The following is a 22733-nucleotide window of genomic DNA, read 5'->3' on the forward strand; positions in this document are numbered from 1 at the left end:
CGGTTGGCCATGTTTTAATCGTCATTAAGCAAAGTTGCTGGTCGGGGACGGGTTTGATGAAACGCTTCGCATCTTTGATCGTGGCGCTGGCGCTCGGTGCTGCTGGATTGACATTGGTTACGCCAACGTCCGCTTCTGCGTGGGTTTCCACCGGATGCACCTGGGACATCGTGTTTGTTCGCTATAACATCTCGTCCGGATCATGGTCGCCGGGCATCAATGCATGGAATGCGGAGAGTATCCCACGCACGTACACGTCGAGTCCATCGGATGCTGTCGTTGGGCTAGGTACGCTGAACAATTCATCGGTATCTTACGACGGTATTGCGAACTGGACGTGTTCGTCTGGGACGACGACCTCCGCTACCGGGCGGATCAACACGGCTTATACGTCTGGGTACAGTTCAACGAAACTCCGAAGCCTTACTGTACACGAGTTGGGTCACATCCTTGGCCTGGACCATCCGTCGAGCGGCTGCATGATTATGCGGTCTTCCACGTCGACGAGGTACGGGACGTGTGGTCTATCGACGCCCGCCTCAGATGATATTGCCGGAGTGAACGCAATCTACTGAAGGGGAAGGTGCGTATCATGCGTCGGGTTCTAGCCACTGGCGTGCTCGGAGTTGTTCTACTTGCCGCGTGCTCCGATCCTGCGGGGGAATCAGAGGGTGACCAATCAGGTTCGGCTGAGGCAAGTTGGGTACACGCGTACCCAACTCTTGAGGAGATGACCAATCACTCCGATCTCGTCGCTGAGATCGAAGTCGTCGATATCCAGGCGACGGGAAGTATTCCGTCCGATGCTGGCGACCTGCCTTACGTGGACTTCGATGCCACGGTGATGGATCTGCTCGCAGGTAACGGTGCGTCGGGTCGCGAGATTGTCATCCGGCAGACGGGAGCCTATGGAGCTGATGGAGAGGTCGAGTTCGAGATATCGGACGACCCATTGATTCGCGCAGGCGATGAGTTTGTTGCTTTCCTGCACGAGTCTGAGGAAGGTGTCTACTTCATCGGAGGCGGCCCGACAGGCCGGCTGCCTATCGAGGGGGAGCGCGTGTACCAGTTGGATGGCAGCGAATTGCGTGCCGATGAAGTGCCGGAGTCGCTCACCGAACTGAGCCAGGCGATCAGCACGCAGTGATCAGGGGAATCTGCGCTGGCGTTGATGGTCTTCTGGTCGGCCGCTGCGCTGGTTGGTCGTGGCGGCGACAGTGCCTGGCACAGGTGCGCCGGCGCGAGGTAGGGAGTTGACACGTGCCCTTGCCGGAGAACTTTGACGGGAGTGCTGCCAACCAGCCAACGCGTGGCGGTATTCCCGTCGAAGTTGTGCCGCGCCTGGCACCGGAGGGCGACTCGACGCCGGGGGCGACAGGACGGAGGCGCGACGCGCCCTGCGTCTGACCGGGGGCGGCACTCGCCGCGCACTAGCCTGAGTGCGAGGCGAGGAGGACGGCACGTGGTTGCGCACATCGACGCTGGCCGGGCGGCACCGGCGGCAGCGCTCCGAAGAGGACGGATCGAGGGCCTGGATGGCGTGCGCGCGCTCGCCATCATCGGCGTGCTCATCTACCACCTGCGCCCCCACAGCCTTCCCGGCGGATACCTCGGCGTGGACGTTTTCTTCGTCATTTCCGGCTTCCTCATCACCACCCTGCTGATCCGCGAGCTCCGCGCGAACGGACGTCTCGACCTGCGTTCGTTCTGGACCAGACGCGCGAGGCGGCTGCTCCCCGCGCTCGTGACCGTCGTGGTGGTCTCGGTCAGCCTCGCCTACTTCGCCGGCGACGACCTCCTCGTCAACATCGGCCGCCAGGTGCTCGGCGCGCTGACGTTCTCCAACAACTGGGTGGAGATCGGCGCCGGGTCGAGCTACTTCAACACCACCGCCCCGCAACTGTTCGTGAACTTCTGGTCGCTGGCGGTGGAAGAGCAGTTCTACCTGCTGTGGCCGCTGCTGTTCGTGGTGATCATGGCCGTGACCAAAACCGGCCGCCAACGTGTGGGAGTGCTGCTCGCGCTCGCCGCGATCTCGGCGCTGCTGATGGCACTGCTCTTCACCCCCGGCCAGGACGCCACCCGTGTTTACTACGGCACCGACACTCACGCATTCGGGTTGATGATTGGTGCCGCCCTCGCGCTGAGCGGCGCGGGGGAGTCAGCGAACCTGTTCGCCCAGGCCTGGTACCGGCGGCTGCGGGTGCTGCTCGGCATCGCAGGACTCGCCGGCCTGATCGCGCTGATGATCTGGCTCGACCCCACACAGACCATCGCCTACCGGGGCGGGATCCTCGCTGCCTCCCTCTGCACCGCCCTCGTGCTCGGTGCCCTTCCGGGCCGCCCCAACGTGATCCAAGGGTTGTTCCAGCTGCGTCCACTGGCATGGGTGGGAGAGCGGTCCTACGGGATCTACCTGTGGCACTGGCCGGTGATCCTGCTGATCGCGGCCTTTGCCCCTCCCACCGCGCCGGACTCGGTGGCGAGCTGGGTGCAACGCGGTGCCGCCCTGGTCCTCACCCTCGCCGTCTCCGCCGCCTCCTACCGGTGGATCGAGACGCCGGTGCGGCGTCACGGCTTCCGTGAGAGTGCGCGCCGGGTCGGCGCGGCACTTGCTTCCCCCGGTCGTCTCACCGCACCCCGGACGGCGTTGCTCGCCTCGACCGCCTGCCTTGCCCTGTTCTCGGTGGCAGTCGCAACGGCACCCGACCGATCCCAGGTGGAGATCGCCATGGACGAGGCCGCCGGTGTGGTCGACGCCTCTGGAGGTGGGACGCAATCCATCGCCGGGGAGACCGGCGACAGCTCAGAGCGCGCCCCCGAGGCCGAATCGTCGCCCACTGAGGACGGTGCGGGAGCAGGCGATACCGGCGAGAGCACTGACGACGCGGATGGTGCTGAGGAGGGTACGTCGGCGGGTGAGTCCGGGGACACGGGAACCGGGGGAGAGGTGGCTTCCGACGATGGTGAGGGGACGCCGTCGGGAGACTCCGAGGAGGAGACCTCGGACGCGCCTATCGGTGAGCGGATCAGCGGGTTCGGCGACTCGATGATGTACGTCGCCGCCCCCGGACTGACCGCCACGTTCCCGGGAATGAGCGTCGATGCCGAATCGAACCGGCAGTGGCCCGCCGTCGCGGAGGTGGTGCAGTCGGCAGCCGCCGATGATGCCGTACGGGACATCGTGGTCATCGCGGCCGGAACCAATGCGGGCGTGCGCGATCCCGGGCTGGTACGCGAGACCCTCGACGCATTCGGCCCGGACCGCAAGATCGTGCTCGTCAACATCTACGGCTCGTCCTTCTGGGTGGAGGAGTCCAACGACAATCTCGACGCCATCGCGGCCGACTACCCGAACGTGGTGGTCGCGGATTGGTACACCGCCGCGGTGGAGCACCCCGAAGACCTGCAGCCGGACGGGATCCACCCCGACATGGAGGGTATGTACCTCTACGCCGAGGTCGTCCAGGCCGCCTTGGACGAGTTGCTCGAGTAGACCCGCCGGTGACGGCGGAGCTCATGCCGGCGAGGAGCGTGCGCCGACGTGACACATCGCACTGCCACGACCTCGGATAGCGTTTACCGGAGCCCCGCGGCAGGTATTTCGCGCGGTAGGGTGACTCGGGGAATAGTCCCGAGCGTCCCGAGATCCGGGACCAGCGTGTGGCGAGGAAAGGCGAGGCGCAGGTGGACCTGTTCGAGTACCAGGCACGAGATCTCTTCGAGAAGCACGGAGTACCCGTGCTGGACGGTGTGGTCGCCACCACGCCCGACGAGGCACGCGCCGCGGCCGAGAAGCTGCTGAACGCAGGCAGCTCCGTCGTGGTGGTCAAGGCACAGGTGAAGGTCGGAGGCCGCGGCAAGGCCGGCGGTGTGAAGATCGCGAAGTCCGCCGACGAGGCCGCCGAGCGCGCCGGTGAGATCCTCGGGATGGACATCAAGGGGCACACCGTGCACCGGGTGATGATCGCCGCCGGTGCGGACATCGCCGAGGAGTACTACTTCTCGATCCTGCTGGACCGCTCCGAGCGCCAGTACCTGGCGATGTGCAGCGTGGAGGGTGGCGTCGAGATCGAGCAACTCGCGGTCGAGCGGCCCGAGGCGCTCGCCAAGGTGGCCGTCGACCCGCAGACCGGAGTGGACGAGGCGAAGGCTGCCGAGATCGCGCAGGCCGCCGGATTCGGTGCTGAGGACGCCGAGAAGATCGCCGCGGTGCTGCGCACACTGTGGACCGTCTTCTCCGCTGAAGACGCCACGCTCGTGGAGGTCAACCCGCTCGTCAAGACCGGCGCCGGGGACATCATCGCCCTCGACGGCAAGGTCACCCTCGACGAGAACGCCGACTTCCGTCACCCCGAGCACGCCGACCTGGCTGACAACTCCGCCACGGACCCGCTCGAGCTCAAGGCCGCCGAGAACGGCCTCAACTACGTCAAGCTCGACGGCGAGGTCGGCATCATCGGCAACGGCGCCGGGCTGGTCATGTCCACGCTCGACGTGGTCGCCTACGCCGGAGAGGCACACGGCGGCGTCAAGCCCGCCAACTTCCTCGACATCGGTGGCGGCGCGAACGCGCAGGTGATGGCCGCCGGGCTGGACGTCATCCTCGGCGACGAGCAGGTCAAGGCCGTCTTCGTGAACGTCTTCGGTGGGATCACCGCCTGCGACGAGGTCGCCAACGGCATCGTCGGTGCTCTCGACCTCCTGGGCGACGCCGCGACGAAGCCGTTGGTCGTGCGACTGGACGGCAACAACGTCGAGAAGGGCCGGGCGATCCTCACCGAGCGCAACCACCCGCTGGTGACTCTCGCCGAGACCATGGACGGCGGCGCCGACAAGGCTGCCGAGCTGGCCCACGCCGCCGCGCCGGCCACCGCCTGACCCGCCCCGACTGCCCGAAAGAGCGATACAGACATGTCGATCTACCTGAACTCTGACTCCAAGATCATCGTCCAGGGCATCACCGGCGGGATGGGTGCCAAGCACACCGCCCTGATGCTCGACTCCGGCGCCACGATCGTCGGCGGCGTGAACGCCCGCAAGGCCGGCACCACGGTTGAGCACAAGGACCATGACGGCAATGACGTCACGTTGCCCGTGTTCGGCACCGTGTCCGAGGCCATGGCCGAGACCGGCGCGAACGTCTCCGTGCTGTTCGTGCCGCCCGCCTTCACCAAGGACGCCTGCATCGAGGCCATCGACGCCGGCATCGACCTCATGGTGGTCATCACCGAGGGAGTGCCCGTCCAGGACACCGCCGAGGTGTGGTCCTACCTCGAGGGCAAGAAGACACGCATGATCGGGCCGAACTGCCCCGGCATCATCACCCCGGGAGAGTCGCTGGCCGGGATCACCCCGCACACGATCACCGGCTCCGGGCCGATCGGGCTGGTTTCCAAGTCCGGCACCCTGACCTATCAGATGATGTACGAGCTGAAGGATCACGGGTTCTCCACCGCCATCGGCATCGGCGGCGACCCGATCGTGGGCACCACCCACATCGACGCGCTCGAGGCGTTCGAGAACGACCCGGCCACCGAGGTGATCGTGATGATCGGCGAGATCGGTGGAGACGCCGAGGAGCGCGCCGCCACGTACATCAAGGACAATGTCACCAAGCCGGTCGTCGGCTATGTCGCGGGCTTCACCGCCCCCGAGGGGAAGACGATGGGCCACGCCGGTGCGATCGTCTCCGGCTCCGCCGGGACCGCTCAGGCGAAGAAGGAAGCGCTCGAGGCCGTCGGCGTCAAGGTCGGCAAGACCCCGTCCGAGACGGCGCAACTCGCCCGGGACATCCTCGCCGGCTGACGCGCCACACCACCGGCGGACGTCCACCATCCGCGAATTGCACGTCGATGTGGCGCCTACGGGACGACCAGATCGACGTGCAATTCGCCGGGGACGTGCGAGTGCAGACGACACGCCGCCCCGCCATCCTCATGGCGGGGCGGCGTTGCCGCACCATGGGACCAATGAGCCCTGCCCGTACCCCGGCCCCAGCGCACGATGCACCTCGCATCGTGCCCCGGGTGGTCGAGCACACCTCGACGCGGCGCGCACTACGTACCCCGGAGGGGGCACTGCGAGGTCTGCTCGCCGGTGCTGAGGCGGTGCTCCTGAGCTGGCTGGTGGTGGTCGTCCCGGCCATCGCCACCTATGTGGCCACAGCATCCGCACCGGCTCTCGGGTCGGCCGGCTGGCTGGAGGCGGCCCGCGTCGGAACCGCCGCCTGGCTGCTCGGGCACGGCGCCTCGGCCTCGCTCGACGGACTGGACCTCTCACTCGTCCCGCTCGGCGTCACAGTCCTGGCAGTTGCCCTGATGGCCGGGTCGGTGCGGCGCGCACGCCTGCCCGGCTGGCCGGCGGCCACCATCTCGGCCGCGGTGTACGTCGCCTTCGCCATCTTGTTCGTCATCTTCGTCGGACTGCCTGGCGCGAACCGCGCCCTGGTGGGAGCCGTGCTGGTGGCGGGTGTGGGAACCGTTCTTGGATTGCCGACGGCGTCCCTCCCCTCTCGTCTGCTGGCAGCCCTGGCGAGGGTCCCTGGTTGGATACGGACGTCGTTCGGTGGTTCGTGGCGGGCGCTGGCCCTGCACCTGCTGATCGCAACGGCGGCGGTGGTGACGGCCGTCGTCGTGAATTTCGGCCAGGTCCGTGACCTGCACGAAGGACTGCATCCGGACATCGTCAGCGGGATCGTTCTGGTCCTCGCGCAGCTGTTGGCGTTGCCGAACCTGGTGGTCTACGCCGCTTCGTTCCTGCTCGGCCCAGGATTCGCGGTGGGGGAGGGCACGGCGTTCGCCCCGTCTGGTGTGGAGGCCGGGCCGTTGCCGATAGTGCCGGTGCTGGGTGCGCTCCCGGGGCCGGATTCCCTGGCCGGCCAGTTGCCTGTGCTTGGTGTTGTGGGGCTGGTGTCCGGGGTGGCTGTGGGTGTATGGCTGGCCCGCCGGCTGCGGGCCCGGACGTTGGTCGACGCGGTCGCGACGACGCTCGGCACGGCCCTGCTCACCGGCGGCGGGATGGCCACCCTCGCAGCGCTCGCCTCCGGCGCGGCCGGCCCGGGCCGGATGGCCGTGATCGGGGCGGACCCGTTCAGCGTGGGCCTGGCGCTGCTGTGGCAGGTGGGAGCGCCCGCACTGGTGCTGGTGCTCCTCTCACACCGGAGCACCGTCGCATCGGCGGGTCAGTTGACCGCACGCGCGCGCCGGGCAGGCGGCACCTGGTGGGAGCAGGTTCGCGGATAGGACTGGCTACTCGGTGCCGAAACGCTCTGCCACAGCTTCAGCGAACTCGGTCTCGCACTGCTCCTGGGCACCGAGCGTCAGGGCTGAGTCCAGGCACTCCTGACGCTCCAGCTGTGCCTCCCACACCGCAATCGGGGCGAGCGAGCTGAAGGTCAGCATGCCCGCCATCGCCACTCCGACGGCGAGGAAGATCATGAACGGGCCCGTCAGCCCCACCTTGCGGTGCACCAGCAGTGCACGGACACCGAAGACGATCCCTGCGAGGAAGAACAATGGAGCCGCGACCTGCCACGGAATCGGCCAGCGCAGCGCCAGCAGCCCGCAAAACAGCAGGACGCCGAACTTCAGCACCGAGCCGCTGGCCTTGCGCGCCTCCTCCGGAGTGGGAGTGCGACGTTCCTTGGGCGTGCCGCCTGCGCCGCGTCCATCATGGCCCGGGCCGCCGGATCCCTGCTCACCTGGATCGCCGTCGGGACGTCCCTGCGTATCCCGCGGCGGCCAGTGCCGTTCCGGCGGCGGTGGCGCATTCGGGTCAGGCGGCGCGTAGGGGTTGGGCACTGCTCTCCTCGGGTCCGTTCTCCGAGGAGCATTGTCCCAGAGCCCGTGCGGCTGCCTGAACTCGTACTCGAATCCACCTGCGACGCAGGAATCCCGCTCCGTGCACCCGTTCGGGGACTCGAACGCCAGATCGGGATTCGAGTGCGGCTGAGGTTTCGTACTCCGGATCGGGACCAGAGCCAGGCCCCGAGTCGATCGTGGCTGCGATCTCGCCGGTAGGGTGACCGATCGTGAGCACCCCACCCGGCCAGCGCCTTGTCGTCCTCATCTCCGGCGGCGGGTCCAACCTCGCCGCACTCCTCGAGGCCACCCGGGATCCCGGCTACGGGGCGCAGGTGGTCGCCGTCGGGGCGGACCGGCCCAGCGCCGCGGGCCTGGACCTCGCACGCGAGGCCGGCATCCCCACCTTCGTGGAGCGGGTGGGCGACCACCCCGACAGGGAGGCCTGGGACGCAGCCTTGACGGCCGCCGTCGGGGAGCATGAGCCGGACCTGGTGATCTCGGCAGGCTTCCTGAAGCTGGTGGGGGAAGGTTTCCTCGACCAGTTCGGTGGGCGCTACCTGAACACGCACAACTCGCTGCTGCCCGCCTTCCCCGGCATCCATGGACCGCGGGAGGCCCTGGAGTACGGCGTGAAGATCGCCGGCGCCACACTGTTCGTGGTCGACGCGGGTGTGGACACCGGGGTGATCATCGCCCAGACCGCCGTTCCGGTACACGACGACGACACCGAGGACACCCTCACCGAGCGAATCAAGGTGGCCGAACGTGCCCAGCTGGTGGACTCCGTGGGCCGGTTGGCACGTGAGGGGTGGCGCGTCGAGGGGCGCCGGGTGATCATCGGGCGGTGACGGGACCGACACAGATGCGTCGAGCCGTGCACCACTGTGCCGGGGCTGACGCTGGGATGTCCCTCCCGTCACGAACTCCGGGAGCCACTATCGTCCGCGTGAGCCTGCCACCGGACCGGGCAGACCCGGTAGGCTGGTCCCGGCCGTGACTGGCGTGAGGTGGAGTACCACCGGGGAGCGGCCCGACAGCAGCGACTTCGTGCACCGGCCGCCTGGGTGCCACGTCCCGAGCCGGAAGCGACCCCGCGTCCGGACCACCCCTCGAGACCCACCAGGAGTACGCCGTGACTGACCAGATCCCCCTTCGCCGGGCCCTCGTCTCCGTCTTCGACAAGACCGGCCTCGACGCCCTCGCCACCGCGCTGCACGCCGCCGGAGTCGAGCTCGTCTCCACCGGGTCCACCGCCGGCACCATCGAGGCCGCGGGCGTCCCCGTCACCCGCGTGGAAGACGTGACCGGCTTCCCCGAGTGCCTCGACGGACGCGTGAAGACGCTGCACCCGCGCATCCACGCCGGAATCCTCGCCGACCGTCGTCTGCCCGACCATGTCTCCCAGCTGGAAGACCTGGACGTGCGGCCCTTCGACCTCGTGGTGGTGAACCTGTACCCGTTCGCCGACACCGTCGCCTCCGGAGCGAGCGAGCAGGACTGCATCGAGAAGATCGACATCGGCGGGCCCTCCATGGTGCGTGCCGCCGCGAAGAACCACGCCAGCGTGGCCGTGGTGGTCGACCCGGCACGCTATGACGACGTGATCGCCGCCGCGCAGGCAGACGGCTTCACTCTCGCCCAGCGCCAGGCTCTCGCCGCCGACGCATTCCGCCACACCGCCACCTACGACGTGCACGTCGCCTCCTGGATGGGCAACGTCGTCGCCCCCGACGACGACGGCTCCGGATTCCCCGGCTGGATGGGTGCCACCTGGGACCGCACCAGCGTGCTGCGCTACGGCGAGAACCCGCACCAGCGGGCCGCGCTCTACACCACCGGCTTCGGTGACGCCGGCCTGGCCGGGGCCGAGCAGCTGCACGGCAAGGCGATGAGCTACAACAACTACGTCGACGCCGACGCTGCCTGGCGGGCCGCCCACGACCACGGCGAGCAGCCGACGGTCGCGGTGATCAAGCACGCCAACCCGTGCGGTATCGCCGTCGGGGCCACGATCGCCGAGGCGCACGCGAAGGCTCACGCCTGTGACCCTGTCTCCGCCTTCGGGGGCGTGATCGCCGCCAACGCCGAGGTCACGGTGGAGATGGCTGAGCAGATCGCCCCGGTGTTCACCGAGGTGGTGCTTGCACCGTCCTACACGCCCGAGGCGCTCGAGGTGCTCACCCGGAAGAAGAACATCCGCGTGCTCACCGTGGCCACCCCGCCCAGCGGCGGCGGTCTGCGCGAGATCTTCGGCGGCGTGCTGGTGCAGTCCCCGGACAAGATCGACGCCGAGGGCGATGACCCCACCACCTGGACCCTCGCCGCTGGTGACGCGGCCGACGAGGCCACGCTCGCCGATCTCGCTTTCGCGTGGCGGTCGGTGCGTGCCGTGAAGTCCAACGCGATCCTGCTCGCCTCCGGCGGTGCATCCGTGGGGGTTGGGATGGGGCAGGTGAACCGGGTCGACTCCTGCAAGTTGGCCGTGGAGCGCGCCAACACCGGTGAGGTCGAGCGTGCGCGCGGCGCGGTCGCGTCCTCGGACGCGTTCTTCCCGTTCGCGGACGGGCTGCAGGTGCTGCTGGACGCCGGGGTGAAGGCCGTCGTGCAGCCGGGCGGCTCCATCCGCGACGAGGAGGTCATCGCCGCTGCGAACGAGGCCGGGGTGACGCTCTACCTCACCGGGACCCGACACTTCGCCCACTGACGCTGGATCTCCCGCTCCTCGCTCCCACCAGGATTATGAGTTACGCTCCAACTCATAATCTTGGTGGGAGGGATTATGAGATTGCCTCCGACAGCAGGTGCATGGCCAGCACTCCAGTGGGAAGAGCGAGTCTGGGTCCCTGCGGGGCAGTGGGGTGTGCGAGCGACCACTCGTGGTAGCGAGCAGAGGTATCACGCCGCCGTCCCCGCGATGGTTGCCCACCGGCTTCCCGAGCTCTCGGCCGATGTCGCACGTGCAGCTCGAGATGCGGAACACGAACTGAGCCGGCTCGATGCTGAACTCGGCGCGCGCGTGAGTTCTTTCGCCCCCGTCCTGCTGCGATCGGAGTCGGCATCGTCGTCACAGATCGAGATGCTCACGGCGTCGGCACGGGCGATCTTCAGCGCCGATCTCGGGGTGCGGACGGGGCGCAATGCCGAGCAGATCGCGGCCAATACGCGCATGCTGGAATCGGCGATCGTCCTCGCCGACGACTTCTCGGCGTCGACGATCCTGCAGATGCACCGGGTGCTGCTGGAGAGTCAGACCGTACACACCCCTGGTCAGTGGCGCGATGAAGCGGTATGGGTCGGCAGGCAGGCGGACAGTCCCGTGGGGGCCGACTATGTGGCACCGCACCATTCTCGGATTCCTGCCCTGATCGACGATCTGGTGGCCTTCGCGGCGCGTGAGGACCTCTCGGCCATCGTTCACCTTAGTCTTGTCCACGCCCAGTTCGAGACCATCCATCCGTTCACCGACGGCAATGGGCGGACCGGCCGCGCGCTGGCGCAAGCCATGTTGCGCCACGCCGGCGTGACCCGAAACCTCGCGATTCCTGTGTCAGCGGGTCTGCTGGCAGATGTCGAGGGGTATCACCGTGCGCTGACGGCATACCGTGCCGGCGATGTGGAGCCGATCGTGCTGGCCTTCGCGGATGCGATCGCACGCGCCGTCGCCAATACGCGGGCCTTGGTGAGCCAGCTCGATCTGATCCGGGCTCAGTGGGAGAACCGTCTGCACGTGCGGCGCGACAGCCATGCCTGGCGGTTGCTGGATGTCGTGCTGCGCCGACCGGTGGTCTCGGCAGCGGTGGCTGCGACAGAGCTCGGCATCCAGCAGCCGAATGTCTATCCGCCGTTGCGGGCGCTCTCCGAGGCAGGCATCCTGACCTCGAAGCGTGAGCATCGGCTCGGGCCGTTCTGGCGTGCGGACGAGGTGCTGGCAGCGGTGGATGCGTTCGCCGAGCGAGCAGGCAGACGCGAGTCCGGTTGAGCTGGATCCGGCCGAGCTGGAGCACAGCCGTCGAGGTCACGGTTCGGTGGCGACGGCCTTCTTCAGTGGCGTGGCCGGGTCTGCCGCCAGGGCGCGATCCAGTCGCGGCAACTCACCCCGCCCGAGCAGCTTGCGCACCGCCGCCACCTCCCGTGGGACGTCAGCGATCACAGCACCGGTGAGCCGATCCCCCTCGAACGCCAGCGTCGTCCACGGTCCGCTGTCAGGATCGCCCCGGGTGACCTGATCGTCGGTCAGCCGCCCGAACACGGTCAGATGGTGGCCGAGCTGGGTGGAGTACACATAGGGGGCAGGCTCGGGCCGGCCATCCTCGGCCGTTCCCAGCAGCGTCCGGGCGAGCCGCGCCGGGTCCAGCAGCGCGGCCGACCAGTGCCCGCCAGGCGTCGGCCCGAACACCGGGTGCTCCCGTTCGGCCACGTCACCCACCGCCCACACGCGCGGGTGAGTCGTACGCCCAGAGGCATCCACCGGCAGGTGACCGGACGCCGTCAGCGGGAGAGTATCCGCGAGCCAGGCCGAGTTCGGTCGCGCACCGATCGCGCACAGCACCGTGTCGGCCTCCAGGCGGGTTCCGTCGTCGAGGGTCACGACGGCGTCCCGTGCGCTGGCCACGGTGGCATGAGTGCGCAGGTGGACGCCCTGGGCGGCGTACCAGGGGGTGGTGCGGGCGCCCAGGCCGGGGCCGAGCTGGCGGTTCAGGGGGCTGGGCCCGGCCTCGACGACCGTGACCTCACATCCCACGTCCGCCGCGACGCCGGCGACCTCGGCGCCGATCCACCCCGCCCCGACGATCACCAACCGGGAGCCGGGGGTGAGGCGCTCGCGCAGGCGAGCTGCGTCGTCGAGGGTGTGCAGGGTGAGCACACCGGACCAGTGGGCGGGCAGGGCGGCGTGCGAACCGGTGGCCACCACGATGGCGTCGGCTTCGAAGCGTTCGCCCGTGGCGGTCTCGACGGCGGGGAGGTCGCCCAGGTCGAGTCGCGTGGCGCGTGTGCCGAGGCGGACATCGTCGGCCAGAGTCAGGAGGTCCTGCGCGAGGTCGTCGGCGAGCCACACCGGGTCGGGGCGACTCAGCAGCTCCTTCGACAGCGGTGGGCGGTCGTAGGGGAGATGGTGCTCGCCGCCGAGGATGCGCAGGTGCCCAGTGAATCCGGACTCGCGTAACTCGGCGGCAGTGCGCAGGCCCGCGAGCCCGGCGCCCACCACCAGGACACGTTCTGGGAGCGGCGGTAGCGGTGTGGTCACCCGGTCACGCTACCCGCGGCGGTAGGCTCACTGGCGATGATCAGCACCCGGCCCGTCAGGCGGCCCGTCGAACCCGGCCACTGGCGCCGCTACGTGGTGATGTGGGTGGCGCTGGCGTGGATCGTGGTCGCGATGGTGACGATGAGCGTGGTGGGCGTGCGCGCCGGGATCCTGGTGCTCGCTGCGGAGCTGCTGGTGCTCGGGTTCGTCCGGGCGGTGTCACCCGCGCCCGGGCCGTACGGCATCACCAGTCGGTCGCGGGCGTTCGATGTCGCGATCCTGATGCTCAGTGGTGCTGCCATCGTGGTGCTGGCGCTCACCGCGACGGGGCTCGACCCCGCCTGGCCGGGCTGAGCAGAGACACAACCGACGGCCCTCAGCAGGTCTGTGCCAGATGTGGCACAGCCGGGCTGAGAGCCGTCGACTTGTGACGGTCAGGACTGCTTGGGCTCGCCCTCCGGCGCCTCGCCCTCGTCTTCCTGAGGGGACGTGAGGTCCGCGTCATCCAGCGTGGCGACGTCGAAGTCCTCGGTGAAGGCGTCATCGCGGTCCGGAGCCTGAGCGTCTGAGGACTCCTCCGCCTCCTCGGCGCCGGTCGGCTCGACGGATTCGTCGTCCGCGATCACCTCGACCGGCTCGTCGTCGCTGAGGAGATCGTCGTCCTCGTCCCAGTTCTCGTCGTCCCACTCGGCGTCGGCGGCCAGCGGCTCCGGCGCGAAGACGGTGAAGAGCATCGCCGCCAGCGCCGCACCGATCAGCGGGGCCACCCAGAACAGCCACAGATCACCGAGCGAACCACTCTCGGCGAAGATCGCCGCAGCCGCGGCACGCGCCGGGTTCAGCGCACCTCCGGTGAGGGTGTAAGTGGCGACCGACAGGCCCGCATAGGCCAGGCCGATCACCACCGGCGCGCCGAGAGCCCCGCGGCGCAGGTTGCGGCCGGCGGCCAGTGCGATCGCGACGAACAGTGCCGTGGAGATCGCCGAGATCAACAGCGTAGGAACGATATCGGTGGAGACGGCCCCGTCGGAGAGTCGGCCGAGCACCGAGTTCTCGCCGACGCCGCCCGCCAGTGGGGTGAACATCGACCGCGTCGAGGCCTGCCCGACAGCAGCGGGGAGTGCGGCCGGTACGGTCACGAACAGCAGCGCGGCGGCGCCGACGCCACCGATGAGCTGTGCCACCCAATAGGGGAGCAGATCAGCCCAGGAGATCCGGCCGGTGATGGCAGCGCCAAGCGACACTGCCGGGTTCAGGTGCCCGCCGGAGACGTGGCCGATGATCGCGATCGCCGCGATCGCTCCGGCGCCCCAGGCCAGCAGCTTCGCGCCGTCGTCGGGCGTTGAGGTCACCCCGGCGTACAGGGTGGCCCCGAAGCCGACGAGGACGAGGATGAACGTGCCCAGGATCTCGGCGCCGAAGCGTGGCAGCAACGGCCGCTCGGCTGGGGCGAGCTCGGGTGTGGACTCCGGTGCGGACATACGTCTTCCCATCGGTCGGATATGCGGCGTGCGAATCGCGATCGCCGGGCGAGCCTCCCAGCCGAACCTGGGAGTTTCCCGGGAGCCGGACCTGAGTGGTCACTCGTCCCTGCAGACGGTACAGGTCCATTAGCCTGGGACCACCGGGCGCCGTCGCGCCCTCAGGCCGTCAGCGAGGGCCGCTGCTACCTCAGGAGGAGACCTCAACCATGACTCAGCCCGTCAATGTGACCGTCACCGGAGCCGCCGGCCAGATCGGCTATGCGCTGCTGTTCCGGATCGCCTCCGGTCAGATGCTCGGCCCCGACACCCCCGTGAAGCTGCGCCTGCTGGAGATCCCGCAGGGTGTGAAGGCTGCGGAGGGCACCGCGATGGAGCTCGACGACTGTGCGTTCCCGCTGCTTGCCGGGATCGACATCTTCGACGACCCGACCACCGGGTTCGACGGCACCAACGTGGCCCTGCTGGTGGGCGCCCGCCCGCGTGGAGCGGGCATGGAGCGCGGTGACCTGCTCGAGGCCAACGGCGGCATCTTCGGCCCGCAGGGCGCGGCCATCAACGCCGGCGCCGCCGACGACGTACGCGTGCTCGTGGTGGGCAACCCGGCCAACACCAACGCGCTGATCGCCTCCGCGCACGCCCCGGACGTGCCAGCCGAGCGGTTCACCGCGATGACCCGGCTCGACCACAACCGGGCACTGAGCCAGCTGGCGCAGAAGACCGGCACGCCCGTAGCCGACATCGCGAACCTCACCATCTGGGGCAACCACTCCGCCACCCAGTACCCGGACATCTTCCACGCCACCCTCGCCGGCAAGCCCGCGGCCGAGGTCGTCAACGACCAGGACTGGCTGGAGAACACCTTCATCCCCACCGTGGCCAAGCGTGGTGCGGCGATCATCGACGCTCGTGGTGCCTCCTCCGCCGCCTCGGCGGCCAACGCGGCCGTGGACCACGTCCACGACTGGGTGGCCGGCACTCCCGAGTCCTCCTGGACCTCCGCGGCCATCCCCTCGGACGGGTCCTACGGAGTGCCCGAGGGGATCATCTCCTCCTTCCCGGTTCGCTCCACCGGCGGAGCCTGGGAGATCGTGCAGGGGCTGGACATCAACGACTTCTCCCGCGGCAAGATCGATGCCTCGGTGAACGAGCTGGTCGAGGAGCGGGACGCTGTGAAGGGGCTCGGTCTGCTCTGATCAGACTCCTCCTGAGTCGCTCGATCTCAACAAGATGCGCGAGGCCGCACCGTTCTCGGTGCGGCCTCGCTGCATGCCGGGCAGTGCCCATCGTTCTCGCCTCCGCGAACGGCTAAGTTGGATCGTGGCCGACGCCGTCCTACCCGAAGGTTGACCGTGCACGATACGACTGCCCGCACCGAGCACCGCCTGCGCCGCTTCATCGCCGAACGCCTGCTCCCGGCGAAGTACCGCGCCCGGGCGCCCCTGGCGATCACTGCCTGGGAGGTGCCGGACGAACCTGTGCCGTTCACCGAGGCGGTGAACCAGGAGTACCGGCCATTCGAAGTCGGCACCCCGTGGGGCCGCCCGTGGAGCACCGTCTGGTTCCGGCTCACCGGCGCCGTGCCTACCGAGTGGGCGGACCAGATCGGCGAGGAATGCGAGCTCGAGCTGGTGGTCGATCTCGGTTTCACGACGGCGCAACCCGGCTTCCAGGCCGAGGGGGCGCTCTGGTCACCGGACGGGCGCATCCTCAAGGGCCTCGAACCGCGCAACCAGCACCTCGGCCTCGCCGCCGACACCCACGAGCTGGACGTGTACGTCGAGGCCGCGGCCAACCCCGACGTCCCGGACGGGCAGTGGATCAAGCCCACCCCGATGGGCGACAAGGCCACAGCCGGCACGAACCCCATCTACACCTTCACCGCCGCCGACGTGGCGCTGCTGGACACCGACGTCTTCGGCCTCACTGCCGACGTCCTCGCCCTGCAGGGCCTGATGCTCGAGCTGAACCCGGCCTCCCCGAGGCGTGCGCAGATCCTCCGTGCCCTCGAAGACATGATGGACGCCGTCGACCCCGACGACGTCGCAGGTACCGCCGCACAGGGCCGTCGCCTTCTGGAAGGGGTGCTGAGTGCCCCGGCGACGGCGTCCGCCCACCAGGTGCACGCCGTCGGGCATGCGCACATCGACTCCGCGTGGCTGTGGCCCGTACGCGAGACCGTACGTAAGTGTGCTCGCACGTTCTCGAACGTGCTTGACCTGATGGACCGTGATCCGGAGTTCACCTTCGCCTGCTCCTCCGCGCAGCAGTACGCCTGGATCAAGGAGTACTACCCCGAGTTGTACGCCCGGATCGCCGAGCGAGTGCGTGAGGGCCGGTTCATCCCTGTGGGCGGCATGTGGGTGGAGTCCGATACCAATATGCCCGGCGGGGAGGCGATGGCCCGGCAGTTCGTGACCGGCACGCAGTTCTTCATCGACGAGTTCGGGGTGGAGCCGCGCGAGGTGTGGCTGCCCGACTCATTCGGCTACTCCGGCGCACTGCCGCAGATCGCCAAGGCCAGCGGGAAGGAGTACTTCCTCACCCAGAAGATCTCCTGGAACGACACGAACACCATGCCCCACCACACCTTCGACTGGCAGGGCATCGACGGCACCCGCATCTTCACCCACTTCCCGCCGGTGGACACCTACAACTCGATGCTGGACGCCACCGAGCTGGCCCGCGCGGAGCGGCAGTACGCCGAGAAGGGACGAGCCAACACCTCGCTCGCCCCGTATGGCTACGGCGACGGCGGGGGAGGGCCCACCCGTGAGATCGTCGCCCAGGCGCGCCGGGTGGCGAACCTGGAGGGCTCTCCGCAGGTGGTGCTCTCCACACCCGACACCTTCTTCGACACCGCCCGCGCCGAATACCCGAACCCGCCGGTGTGGACCGGGGAGATGTACCTGGAGTACCACCGCGGCACCTACACGTCCCAGCACCGCACCAAGGCTGGCAACCGGCGCAGCGAGCACCTGCTCCGTGAAGCCGAATTGTGGGCGAGTACCGCGACCGTGCGGGTGGGCGCCGAATACCCCGCCGAGGCGTTGCAGCGGCTCTGGCGGCTGGTGCTGTTGCAGCAGTTCCATGACATCCTCCCCGGCTCCTCGATCGCCTGGGTGCATCGCGAGGCCGAGCGGCACTACGAGGAGATCGCCGCGGAGCTGAACCAGATCATTGAGACCGCCATCGGCCACCTGGTGGGGGCCGGGGACAGGGACCTTTCCCTGAATGCCGGACCGTACGCCGTCGGGGGTGTGCCTGCCCTGGGCGGGGCGACCACGGCCGAGCCCCACGCTGAGGCACGGGTGGAGGCCGTGGGTGGCGACTGGGTGCTGACCAACTCCCGCGTGCGCGTGACGGTGGACGAGCGCGGACTGATGACGTCGCTCGTCGATCTGGCGACCGATCGTGAGGTGATCCCGGCCGGGCGCGCGGCGAATCTGCTGCAGGTACACCGGGACATCCCGAACGAGTGGGACGCCTGGGACATCGACGCCCACTACCGCCACGTCGTGATCGACCTGGTGGAGGCGGACGAGATCACCACCGAGACCCACGGACACACGGTGGCGGTGGTGGTGCGGCGCTCCTTCGGATCGTCCACGATCACCCAGCGCATCGAACTCGCCGCCGAGGGGGACGTGCAGATCACCACCGAGGCGGACTGGCACGAGCGGCAGAAGCTCCTCAAGCTGGCCTTCCCGCTGGACCTGACCGCCGAACGCGCCACCTCCGAGATCCAGTTCGGGCACATTCATCGCCCGACGGCGGTCAACACCTCCTGGGACGCCGCACGTTTCGAGACGGTCGCCCACCGCTGGGTGCACGTGGGGGAGCCGGACTTCGGCGTTGCCGTGGCCAACGACGTGACTTACGGTCACGACATTCACGCCGACACCGACGACGCGGGGAACCCGATCACGGTGGTGCGGCAGTCGCTGCTTCGCGCCCCGCTCTTCCCGGACCCGGACGCCGATCAGGGCATGCATGTGCTGCGCACGACGCTGGCTGTCGGGGTGGGCATCGATGGGGCCGTGCGTGCCGGGTACGTGACGAACCTGCCGGTGCGGCGCGTGCACGGGGAGCGTGAAGTCGCACCGCTGCTGGCCGTGGACCACCCGGGTGTGGTGGTGGAGGCGGTCAAGCTCGCCGAGGACGGTTCCGGTGACGTGGTGGTACGGCTCTACGAAGCCCACGGGCGGCGTGCCGAGGCGGTGGTGACAGCTGGGTTCGGGACCACTGGCGCAATGGAGACCGACCTGCTGGAGCGGCCGGGGCCGACGCGAGCCGGGGTGCGGGCCAACGGAGAACGGGCGCACCTGAGTCTGCGCCCGTTCCAGCTCTGCACCCTGCGCTTCCCCCGGTCCTGACTGCCTCCGCTGGGCTCGTCCTGGGTTCGCCCGGTCTGCTCTGCGCGCGTCCCGCCCTGGTGCCGAGCGCTGAGTTGTTCGGCGTCTGGCGCCAGAACGCCGACCAACTCAGCGCTCGCGCCAGGTGGATGGGGAGATCTCTCAGGCTTCGCTGGGTGTGCCGCGCGGCGGGTCTCGCTACAGTGCGCATATGGCGCAGCGATTCAACCCACCTCCGGGCTGGCACGTTCCTGCCGGCTTCACACCGACTCCGGGCTGGCAGCCGGATCCGTCGTGGCCGGCGGCTCCGACGGGCTGGAACTTCTGGGTGGACGACGCTGCCGGCTACGGCTCGGCCGAGTACGACTCGGCCAGTGGATATGGCATGGGCGGTGGATATGGAGGTACCGGTGGGTATGGCCAGTCCGCCGCCGGTCCGGGCATGCACCACGCCGGCGGCCCTGGGATCGAGGACCCGCGCAACCCCGGGATGCGCGCGGCGGGCTCGCCCGGTGTGCACAGTCCCGGTGGTGCGTACGATCCCGCCCCTTCCACCGGCGCGGCAGGACCGTACGATGCGGGGCACGCAGGCTCACACGGGAACCCGTACGACCCGTCTCCGAACACCGGGCAGCCGGGCCAGTACGACCCGTCGTCGGTGTCTGGCAGCGCTCATCTGGCAATCGCCGAGAAGAAGGCGAAGGCCGCCGGTAGGCAATCGTTGATGGGCATCGTCTTCGTCGCGCTTGCGGTGGTCATCAACCTCGTGAGCGGCGAACGCGCAACGTTTCTGTGGGGAGTCCTGCTCGTCGGGGTGTTCATCACGATCCGCGGGATTGTGGCTTATGTGAAGGCGAAGAAGGAACTCGCGGCCGCTCGTGCCGCAACCGGGGGTGGACTCTACGGATCCGAGATGGGCGGAAGCGATCTTCCAGGGTTCGGCGGCAGCCGGAACGACGACCTCTACCGCTGACGCGCGTCAGCACCACGTGGCAGCCCACATGGCTCGACCGTCGCGGCTCGCGCGGCCCGGAACCGTCGCGTATCGCCATGCTCCGCCGCGTGCCCGTTCCTTCACCTGCCCACCGCCTCCACCTGCCCGTCCCTCCGCTTACCCATGCCCGTCCACGGGCCGAACTATCGACCCCTTCTCGGGTTCGACCCTGAATTTCGGACCCTCCAAGATGGGGCCACGTCTGGGCCCGAGCACTGCGGCAGATGAGGTGGTCAGCGCCGGCCGAACCGAGCACTCAACAGGAACCGACGGGGAGATCTCCCCGTCGGGGCGATGCGAGGATCGGGTCATCACTCGGTACTGTCAGCACCATGACACAGCGCTTCAATCCGCCGCCCGGCTGGCAGGTCCCTGCTGGATTCACGCCGCCACCAGGGTGGCAGCCGGATCAGTCCTGGCCGGCAGCTCCGGCCGGCTGGAGTTTCTGGGTGGACGATGCCGTCGGCTCCGCAACTGCCGGTGCCTATGGTTCGGGAGCTCCCGGCGCGGCCATGTCTCCCGGAATGGCTGACGCGGGGACCCCGGGAGTGCACGCTCAGGCGGGCGCCTATGACCCGGCGCCCAGCACGGGGCAACCAGGAACCTATGCGAGCGGTCAGCCGAGTGCGTACGGTCAGGCAGGTTCGTACGATCCCAGCCCCGCTACCGGTGCTGGTGCTTTCAATCCGGCGTCGGCCCCCGGTGCCGGCGGATTCGACGCCTCACAAGCGGCGGGCGGCGCCAGTATGGCGTTGGCAGAGCAGCAGGTGAAGAGCCAGAAGCGCACGATGCTCATCGGGTTCGGGGTGGCACTCGCGGTCATCCTCGTGGCCGTCATCTCGTTCGCGATCGCGGCGTCATCGCCCACCGGTGGAACATGGTACTTCCCCTGGTACTTCGGCCTTCTCGGCCTCGCGCTGGGAATCCGCGGCGCCATCATGCACCGCAAGGCGAAGAAGGAGCTGATGGCCGCGCAGGCAGCAGCAGGCGGGGGACTGTACGGCTCCGGGATGGGTGGCACGGAGTTGCCGGGTTCGGGTAGCAACCCGAACGGCGACCTGTACCGCTGACCCCCTGATGGGGTCCAACAAGCTCCAGCCTCGTCGACAGACTCTCGACTCGACCATCGGCAATCTCTCGACTGAGGAGCCGACAATCTCGCGACTGGTGATGTCGACAGATCTCTGGCCCATCGTGTCGCCAGGGTGAGACCTGTAGTGCACGCACTCGTCGTGCACCTGGTATCCGGGCGTGCCGGGTGACAGCCCGCCGGACTGAGCGTCAGCGGAAGATGACGGTGCGGTGCCCGTTCAGCAGCACTCGGTGCTCGGCGTGCCAGCGCACCGCACGGGCGAGCACGCGCCGCTCGACGTCCTGGCCGATCGCCACCAGCTCAGTGGCGTCGTCGGCGTGGGTGACGCGCTCGACGTCCTGCTCGATGATCGGGCCCTCGTCCAGCGACGCCGTGGCGTAGTGGGCGGTGGCACCGATCAGCTTCACGCCGCGGTCGTGTGCCTGGACATAGGGGCGGGCACCCTTGAAGCTCGGCAGGAACGAGTGGTGGATGTTGATGACCCGGCCGGCCAGGGCGGTGCACACCTCGTCGGAGAGGATCTGCATGTAGCGGGCCAGCACCACGAGCTCGACGTCGAGCTCCTCAACGAGCGCCAGCAGCCGCGCCTCCGCCTCGGCCTTCGTCGCCTTCGTCACCGGCACGTGATGGAAGCCCACCCCGTAGAACTCGGCCAGCGGTCGCAGCACCGTGTGGTTGGAGACCAGCCCGACGATGTCGACCGGCAGCCGCTGGGACTGCTGACGGAACAGCAGGTCCCCGACGCAGTGCTCGGTGGTCGAGCCGAGCATGAGGGTGCGCATCGGCCGGCCCACCCGGTCCACCAGCCACGACATCCCGAACTGCCCGGCGACCGGCTCGATCGCCGCCTCCAGCTCGCCCTGCGTCAGGTCTCCTTCGACCTGCACCCGCATGAAGAACAGCCCGGTCTCCGGATCGCCGAACTGCTGCGACTCGGTGATGTTCCCGCCGCTGGTCGCGATCGCACCCGCCACGGCGTGCACGATCCCGGGCCGGTCCGGGCAGGAGAGGGTCAGTACCCAGTGGGTGGCAGGTTCGGGATTGGCTGCATTCGTCACATCCGCGAGCGTAGTGCGCCACAGGTCACGAGGTGGACACGCTCGCCCGATGCGGTACGCACGGAGTGCTCGGGGATGGAAGGATGGGCGCCATGGATGAGCTGAAGATCGACGTCGTGGACGCCGAGCAAGCCGGTGAGTTGCTCACCGTGCGCCGTGCCGCATTCGTGACCGAGGCCCAGCTCTACGACGATCCGCACATCCCTGCACTCACTCAGACCCTCGACGAGCTCGTGGAGGATCTGGAGCGCCCTGATGTCGTCACCCTTGGCGCCTGGGACGGTTCGCGCCTGGTGGGGTCGGTGCGGGTCGGCCTCGAGGAGGACCGTGCTCTGCTCGGCCGGCTCGCCGTCGCCCCAGACCTGCAGGGCCAGGGCATCGGCACGCAGTTGCTGATGGCGGTGCTGCACTACCTGCCCGAGCAGACCCAGGAGGTCTGGGTGTTCACCGGTCAGGACTCCAAACAGAACCTCTCGCTCTACGCCAAGCATGGGTTCGAGCACCAGTACGACCAGAATGCCGGCGACCTCACCTACGCCTACCTGCGCAAGATCCTCGGGGGGATGGCAGGCGAGGAGGAGAGTTCCGCCGTCGGCGGCTGAAGAACCTCACGACGGCGGCCCTCACCCTGGCTAGGCAAGGTGCCACGTGCGGGATGCCGGGGTGGCCATGCGCCTGGGTGAGGTGAACGCGAAAAGCAGG

Annotated in this window: 19 protein-coding genes and 1 riboswitch; of the genes, 15 read left to right on the forward strand and 4 right to left on the reverse strand. The window is 68.7% G+C overall.

Annotated features, from left to right (window positions below):
• The first annotated feature begins 56 nt into the window (after window positions 1-56).
• The 6 genes from FV560_RS20670 (at window position 57) to FV560_RS10645 (ending at window position 7244) form a co-directional block, all read left to right on the forward strand.
• Window positions 57-575, forward strand: coding sequence for a matrixin family metalloprotease (locus FV560_RS20670; protein WP_159621501.1), 519 nt, complete (start codon window positions 57-59; stop codon window positions 573-575).
• 155 nt (window positions 576-730) lie between these two features.
• Window positions 731-1147, forward strand: a complete 417-nt coding sequence (locus FV560_RS10625) for a hypothetical protein (protein WP_159621502.1) — start codon at window positions 731-733, stop codon at window positions 1145-1147.
• A 315-nt stretch (window positions 1148-1462) separates the two neighbouring features.
• On the forward strand, window positions 1463-3496 hold the full coding sequence (locus tag FV560_RS20125; RefSeq protein ID WP_235020059.1) for an acyltransferase family protein: 2034 nt from the start codon (window positions 1463-1465) through the stop codon (window positions 3494-3496).
• 191 nt (window positions 3497-3687) lie between these two features.
• Window positions 3688-4881, forward strand: coding sequence for an ADP-forming succinate--CoA ligase subunit beta (sucC, locus tag FV560_RS10635; RefSeq protein ID WP_159621503.1), 1194 nt, complete (start codon window positions 3688-3690; stop codon window positions 4879-4881).
• A 33-nt stretch (window positions 4882-4914) separates the two neighbouring features.
• On the forward strand, window positions 4915-5808 hold the full coding sequence (gene sucD, locus FV560_RS10640; RefSeq protein ID WP_159621504.1) for a succinate--CoA ligase subunit alpha: 894 nt from the start codon (window positions 4915-4917) through the stop codon (window positions 5806-5808).
• Window positions 5809-5972: 164 nt separating this feature from the next.
• Window positions 5973-7244 carry a cell division protein PerM gene (locus FV560_RS10645; protein WP_159621505.1) on the forward strand — a complete coding sequence of 424 codons (1272 nt, stop codon included), beginning with the start codon at window positions 5973-5975 and terminating at the stop codon, window positions 7242-7244.
• Window positions 7245-7250: 6 nt separating this feature from the next.
• Here the strand turns inward: FV560_RS10645 and FV560_RS10650 are convergent, their stop codons facing one another.
• Window positions 7251-7802, reverse strand: a complete 552-nt coding sequence (locus FV560_RS10650; protein ID WP_159621506.1) for a hypothetical protein — start codon at window positions 7800-7802, stop codon at window positions 7251-7253.
• A gap of 230 nt (window positions 7803-8032) precedes the next feature.
• On the opposite strand from FV560_RS10650, the gene purN reads away from it, so the two are divergent.
• The 3 genes from purN (at window position 8033) to FV560_RS10665 (ending at window position 11784) form a co-directional block, all read left to right on the forward strand.
• Window positions 8033-8653 carry a phosphoribosylglycinamide formyltransferase gene (gene purN, locus FV560_RS10655; RefSeq protein WP_159621507.1) on the forward strand — a complete coding sequence of 207 codons (621 nt, stop codon included), beginning with the start codon at window positions 8033-8035 and terminating at the stop codon, window positions 8651-8653.
• Window positions 8654-8788: 135 nt separating this feature from the next.
• Window positions 8789-8878: riboswitch (ZMP/ZTP riboswitch) on the forward strand.
• A gap of 59 nt (window positions 8879-8937) precedes the next feature.
• A complete protein-coding gene (gene purH, locus FV560_RS10660) occupies window positions 8938-10509 on the forward strand; it encodes a bifunctional phosphoribosylaminoimidazolecarboxamide formyltransferase/IMP cyclohydrolase (RefSeq protein ID WP_159621508.1) in 1572 nt (523 codons plus the stop codon).
• Window positions 10510-10665: 156 nt separating this feature from the next.
• A complete protein-coding gene (locus FV560_RS10665) occupies window positions 10666-11784 on the forward strand; it encodes a Fic family protein (RefSeq protein WP_235020060.1) in 1119 nt (372 codons plus the stop codon).
• A 36-nt stretch (window positions 11785-11820) separates the two neighbouring features.
• On the opposite strand, the gene FV560_RS10670 is transcribed toward FV560_RS10665, so the two are convergent.
• Window positions 11821-13050: an NAD(P)/FAD-dependent oxidoreductase gene (locus FV560_RS10670; RefSeq protein WP_159621510.1), complete on the reverse strand. Its 1230-nt coding sequence runs from the start codon at window positions 13048-13050 to the stop codon at window positions 11821-11823.
• 36 nt (window positions 13051-13086) lie between these two features.
• On the opposite strand from FV560_RS10670, the gene FV560_RS10675 reads away from it, so the two are divergent.
• A complete protein-coding gene (locus tag FV560_RS10675; protein ID WP_159621511.1) occupies window positions 13087-13404 on the forward strand; it encodes a DUF3017 domain-containing protein in 318 nt (105 codons plus the stop codon).
• 80 nt (window positions 13405-13484) lie between these two features.
• Here FV560_RS10675 and FV560_RS10680 read toward each other — a convergent pair whose 3' ends face one another.
• On the reverse strand, window positions 13485-14531 hold the full coding sequence (locus FV560_RS10680; protein WP_159621512.1) for an MIP/aquaporin family protein: 1047 nt from the start codon (window positions 14529-14531) through the stop codon (window positions 13485-13487).
• 209 nt (window positions 14532-14740) lie between these two features.
• On the opposite strand from FV560_RS10680, the gene FV560_RS10685 reads away from it, so the two are divergent.
• The 4 genes from FV560_RS10685 (at window position 14741) to FV560_RS10700 (ending at window position 20950) form a co-directional block, all read left to right on the forward strand.
• Entirely contained in the window at window positions 14741-15727 is a 987-nt protein-coding gene (locus FV560_RS10685; protein WP_159621513.1) for a malate dehydrogenase, read from the forward strand.
• Window positions 15728-15883: 156 nt separating this feature from the next.
• Window positions 15884-18907 carry an alpha-mannosidase gene (locus FV560_RS10690; RefSeq protein ID WP_159621514.1) on the forward strand — a complete coding sequence of 1008 codons (3024 nt, stop codon included), beginning with the start codon at window positions 15884-15886 and terminating at the stop codon, window positions 18905-18907.
• A 190-nt stretch (window positions 18908-19097) separates the two neighbouring features.
• On the forward strand, window positions 19098-19859 hold the full coding sequence (locus tag FV560_RS10695; RefSeq protein ID WP_159621515.1) for a hypothetical protein: 762 nt from the start codon (window positions 19098-19100) through the stop codon (window positions 19857-19859).
• 353 nt (window positions 19860-20212) lie between these two features.
• Complete coding sequence (locus FV560_RS10700; RefSeq protein WP_159621516.1) at window positions 20213-20950, forward strand: hypothetical protein; 738 nt, start codon at window positions 20213-20215, stop codon at window positions 20948-20950.
• Between the two features lie 211 nt (window positions 20951-21161).
• Here FV560_RS10700 and purU read toward each other — a convergent pair whose 3' ends face one another.
• The gene (gene purU, locus FV560_RS10705) at window positions 21162-22031 is read right to left on the reverse strand and encodes a formyltetrahydrofolate deformylase (RefSeq protein ID WP_159621517.1); all 870 of its coding nucleotides are present in this window, start codon (window positions 22029-22031) and stop codon (window positions 21162-21164) included.
• 83 nt (window positions 22032-22114) lie between these two features.
• Here purU and FV560_RS10710 point away from each other — a divergent pair, with 83 nt between their 5' ends.
• Window positions 22115-22633 carry a GNAT family N-acetyltransferase gene (locus FV560_RS10710; protein WP_159621518.1) on the forward strand — a complete coding sequence of 173 codons (519 nt, stop codon included), beginning with the start codon at window positions 22115-22117 and terminating at the stop codon, window positions 22631-22633.
• Window positions 22634-22733: the final 100 nt, after the last annotated feature.

The sequence above is a fragment of the Ruania rhizosphaerae genome (assembly GCF_009805705.1).
Taxonomy (GTDB): Bacteria; Actinomycetota; Actinomycetes; order Actinomycetales; family Beutenbergiaceae; genus Ruania; species Ruania rhizosphaerae.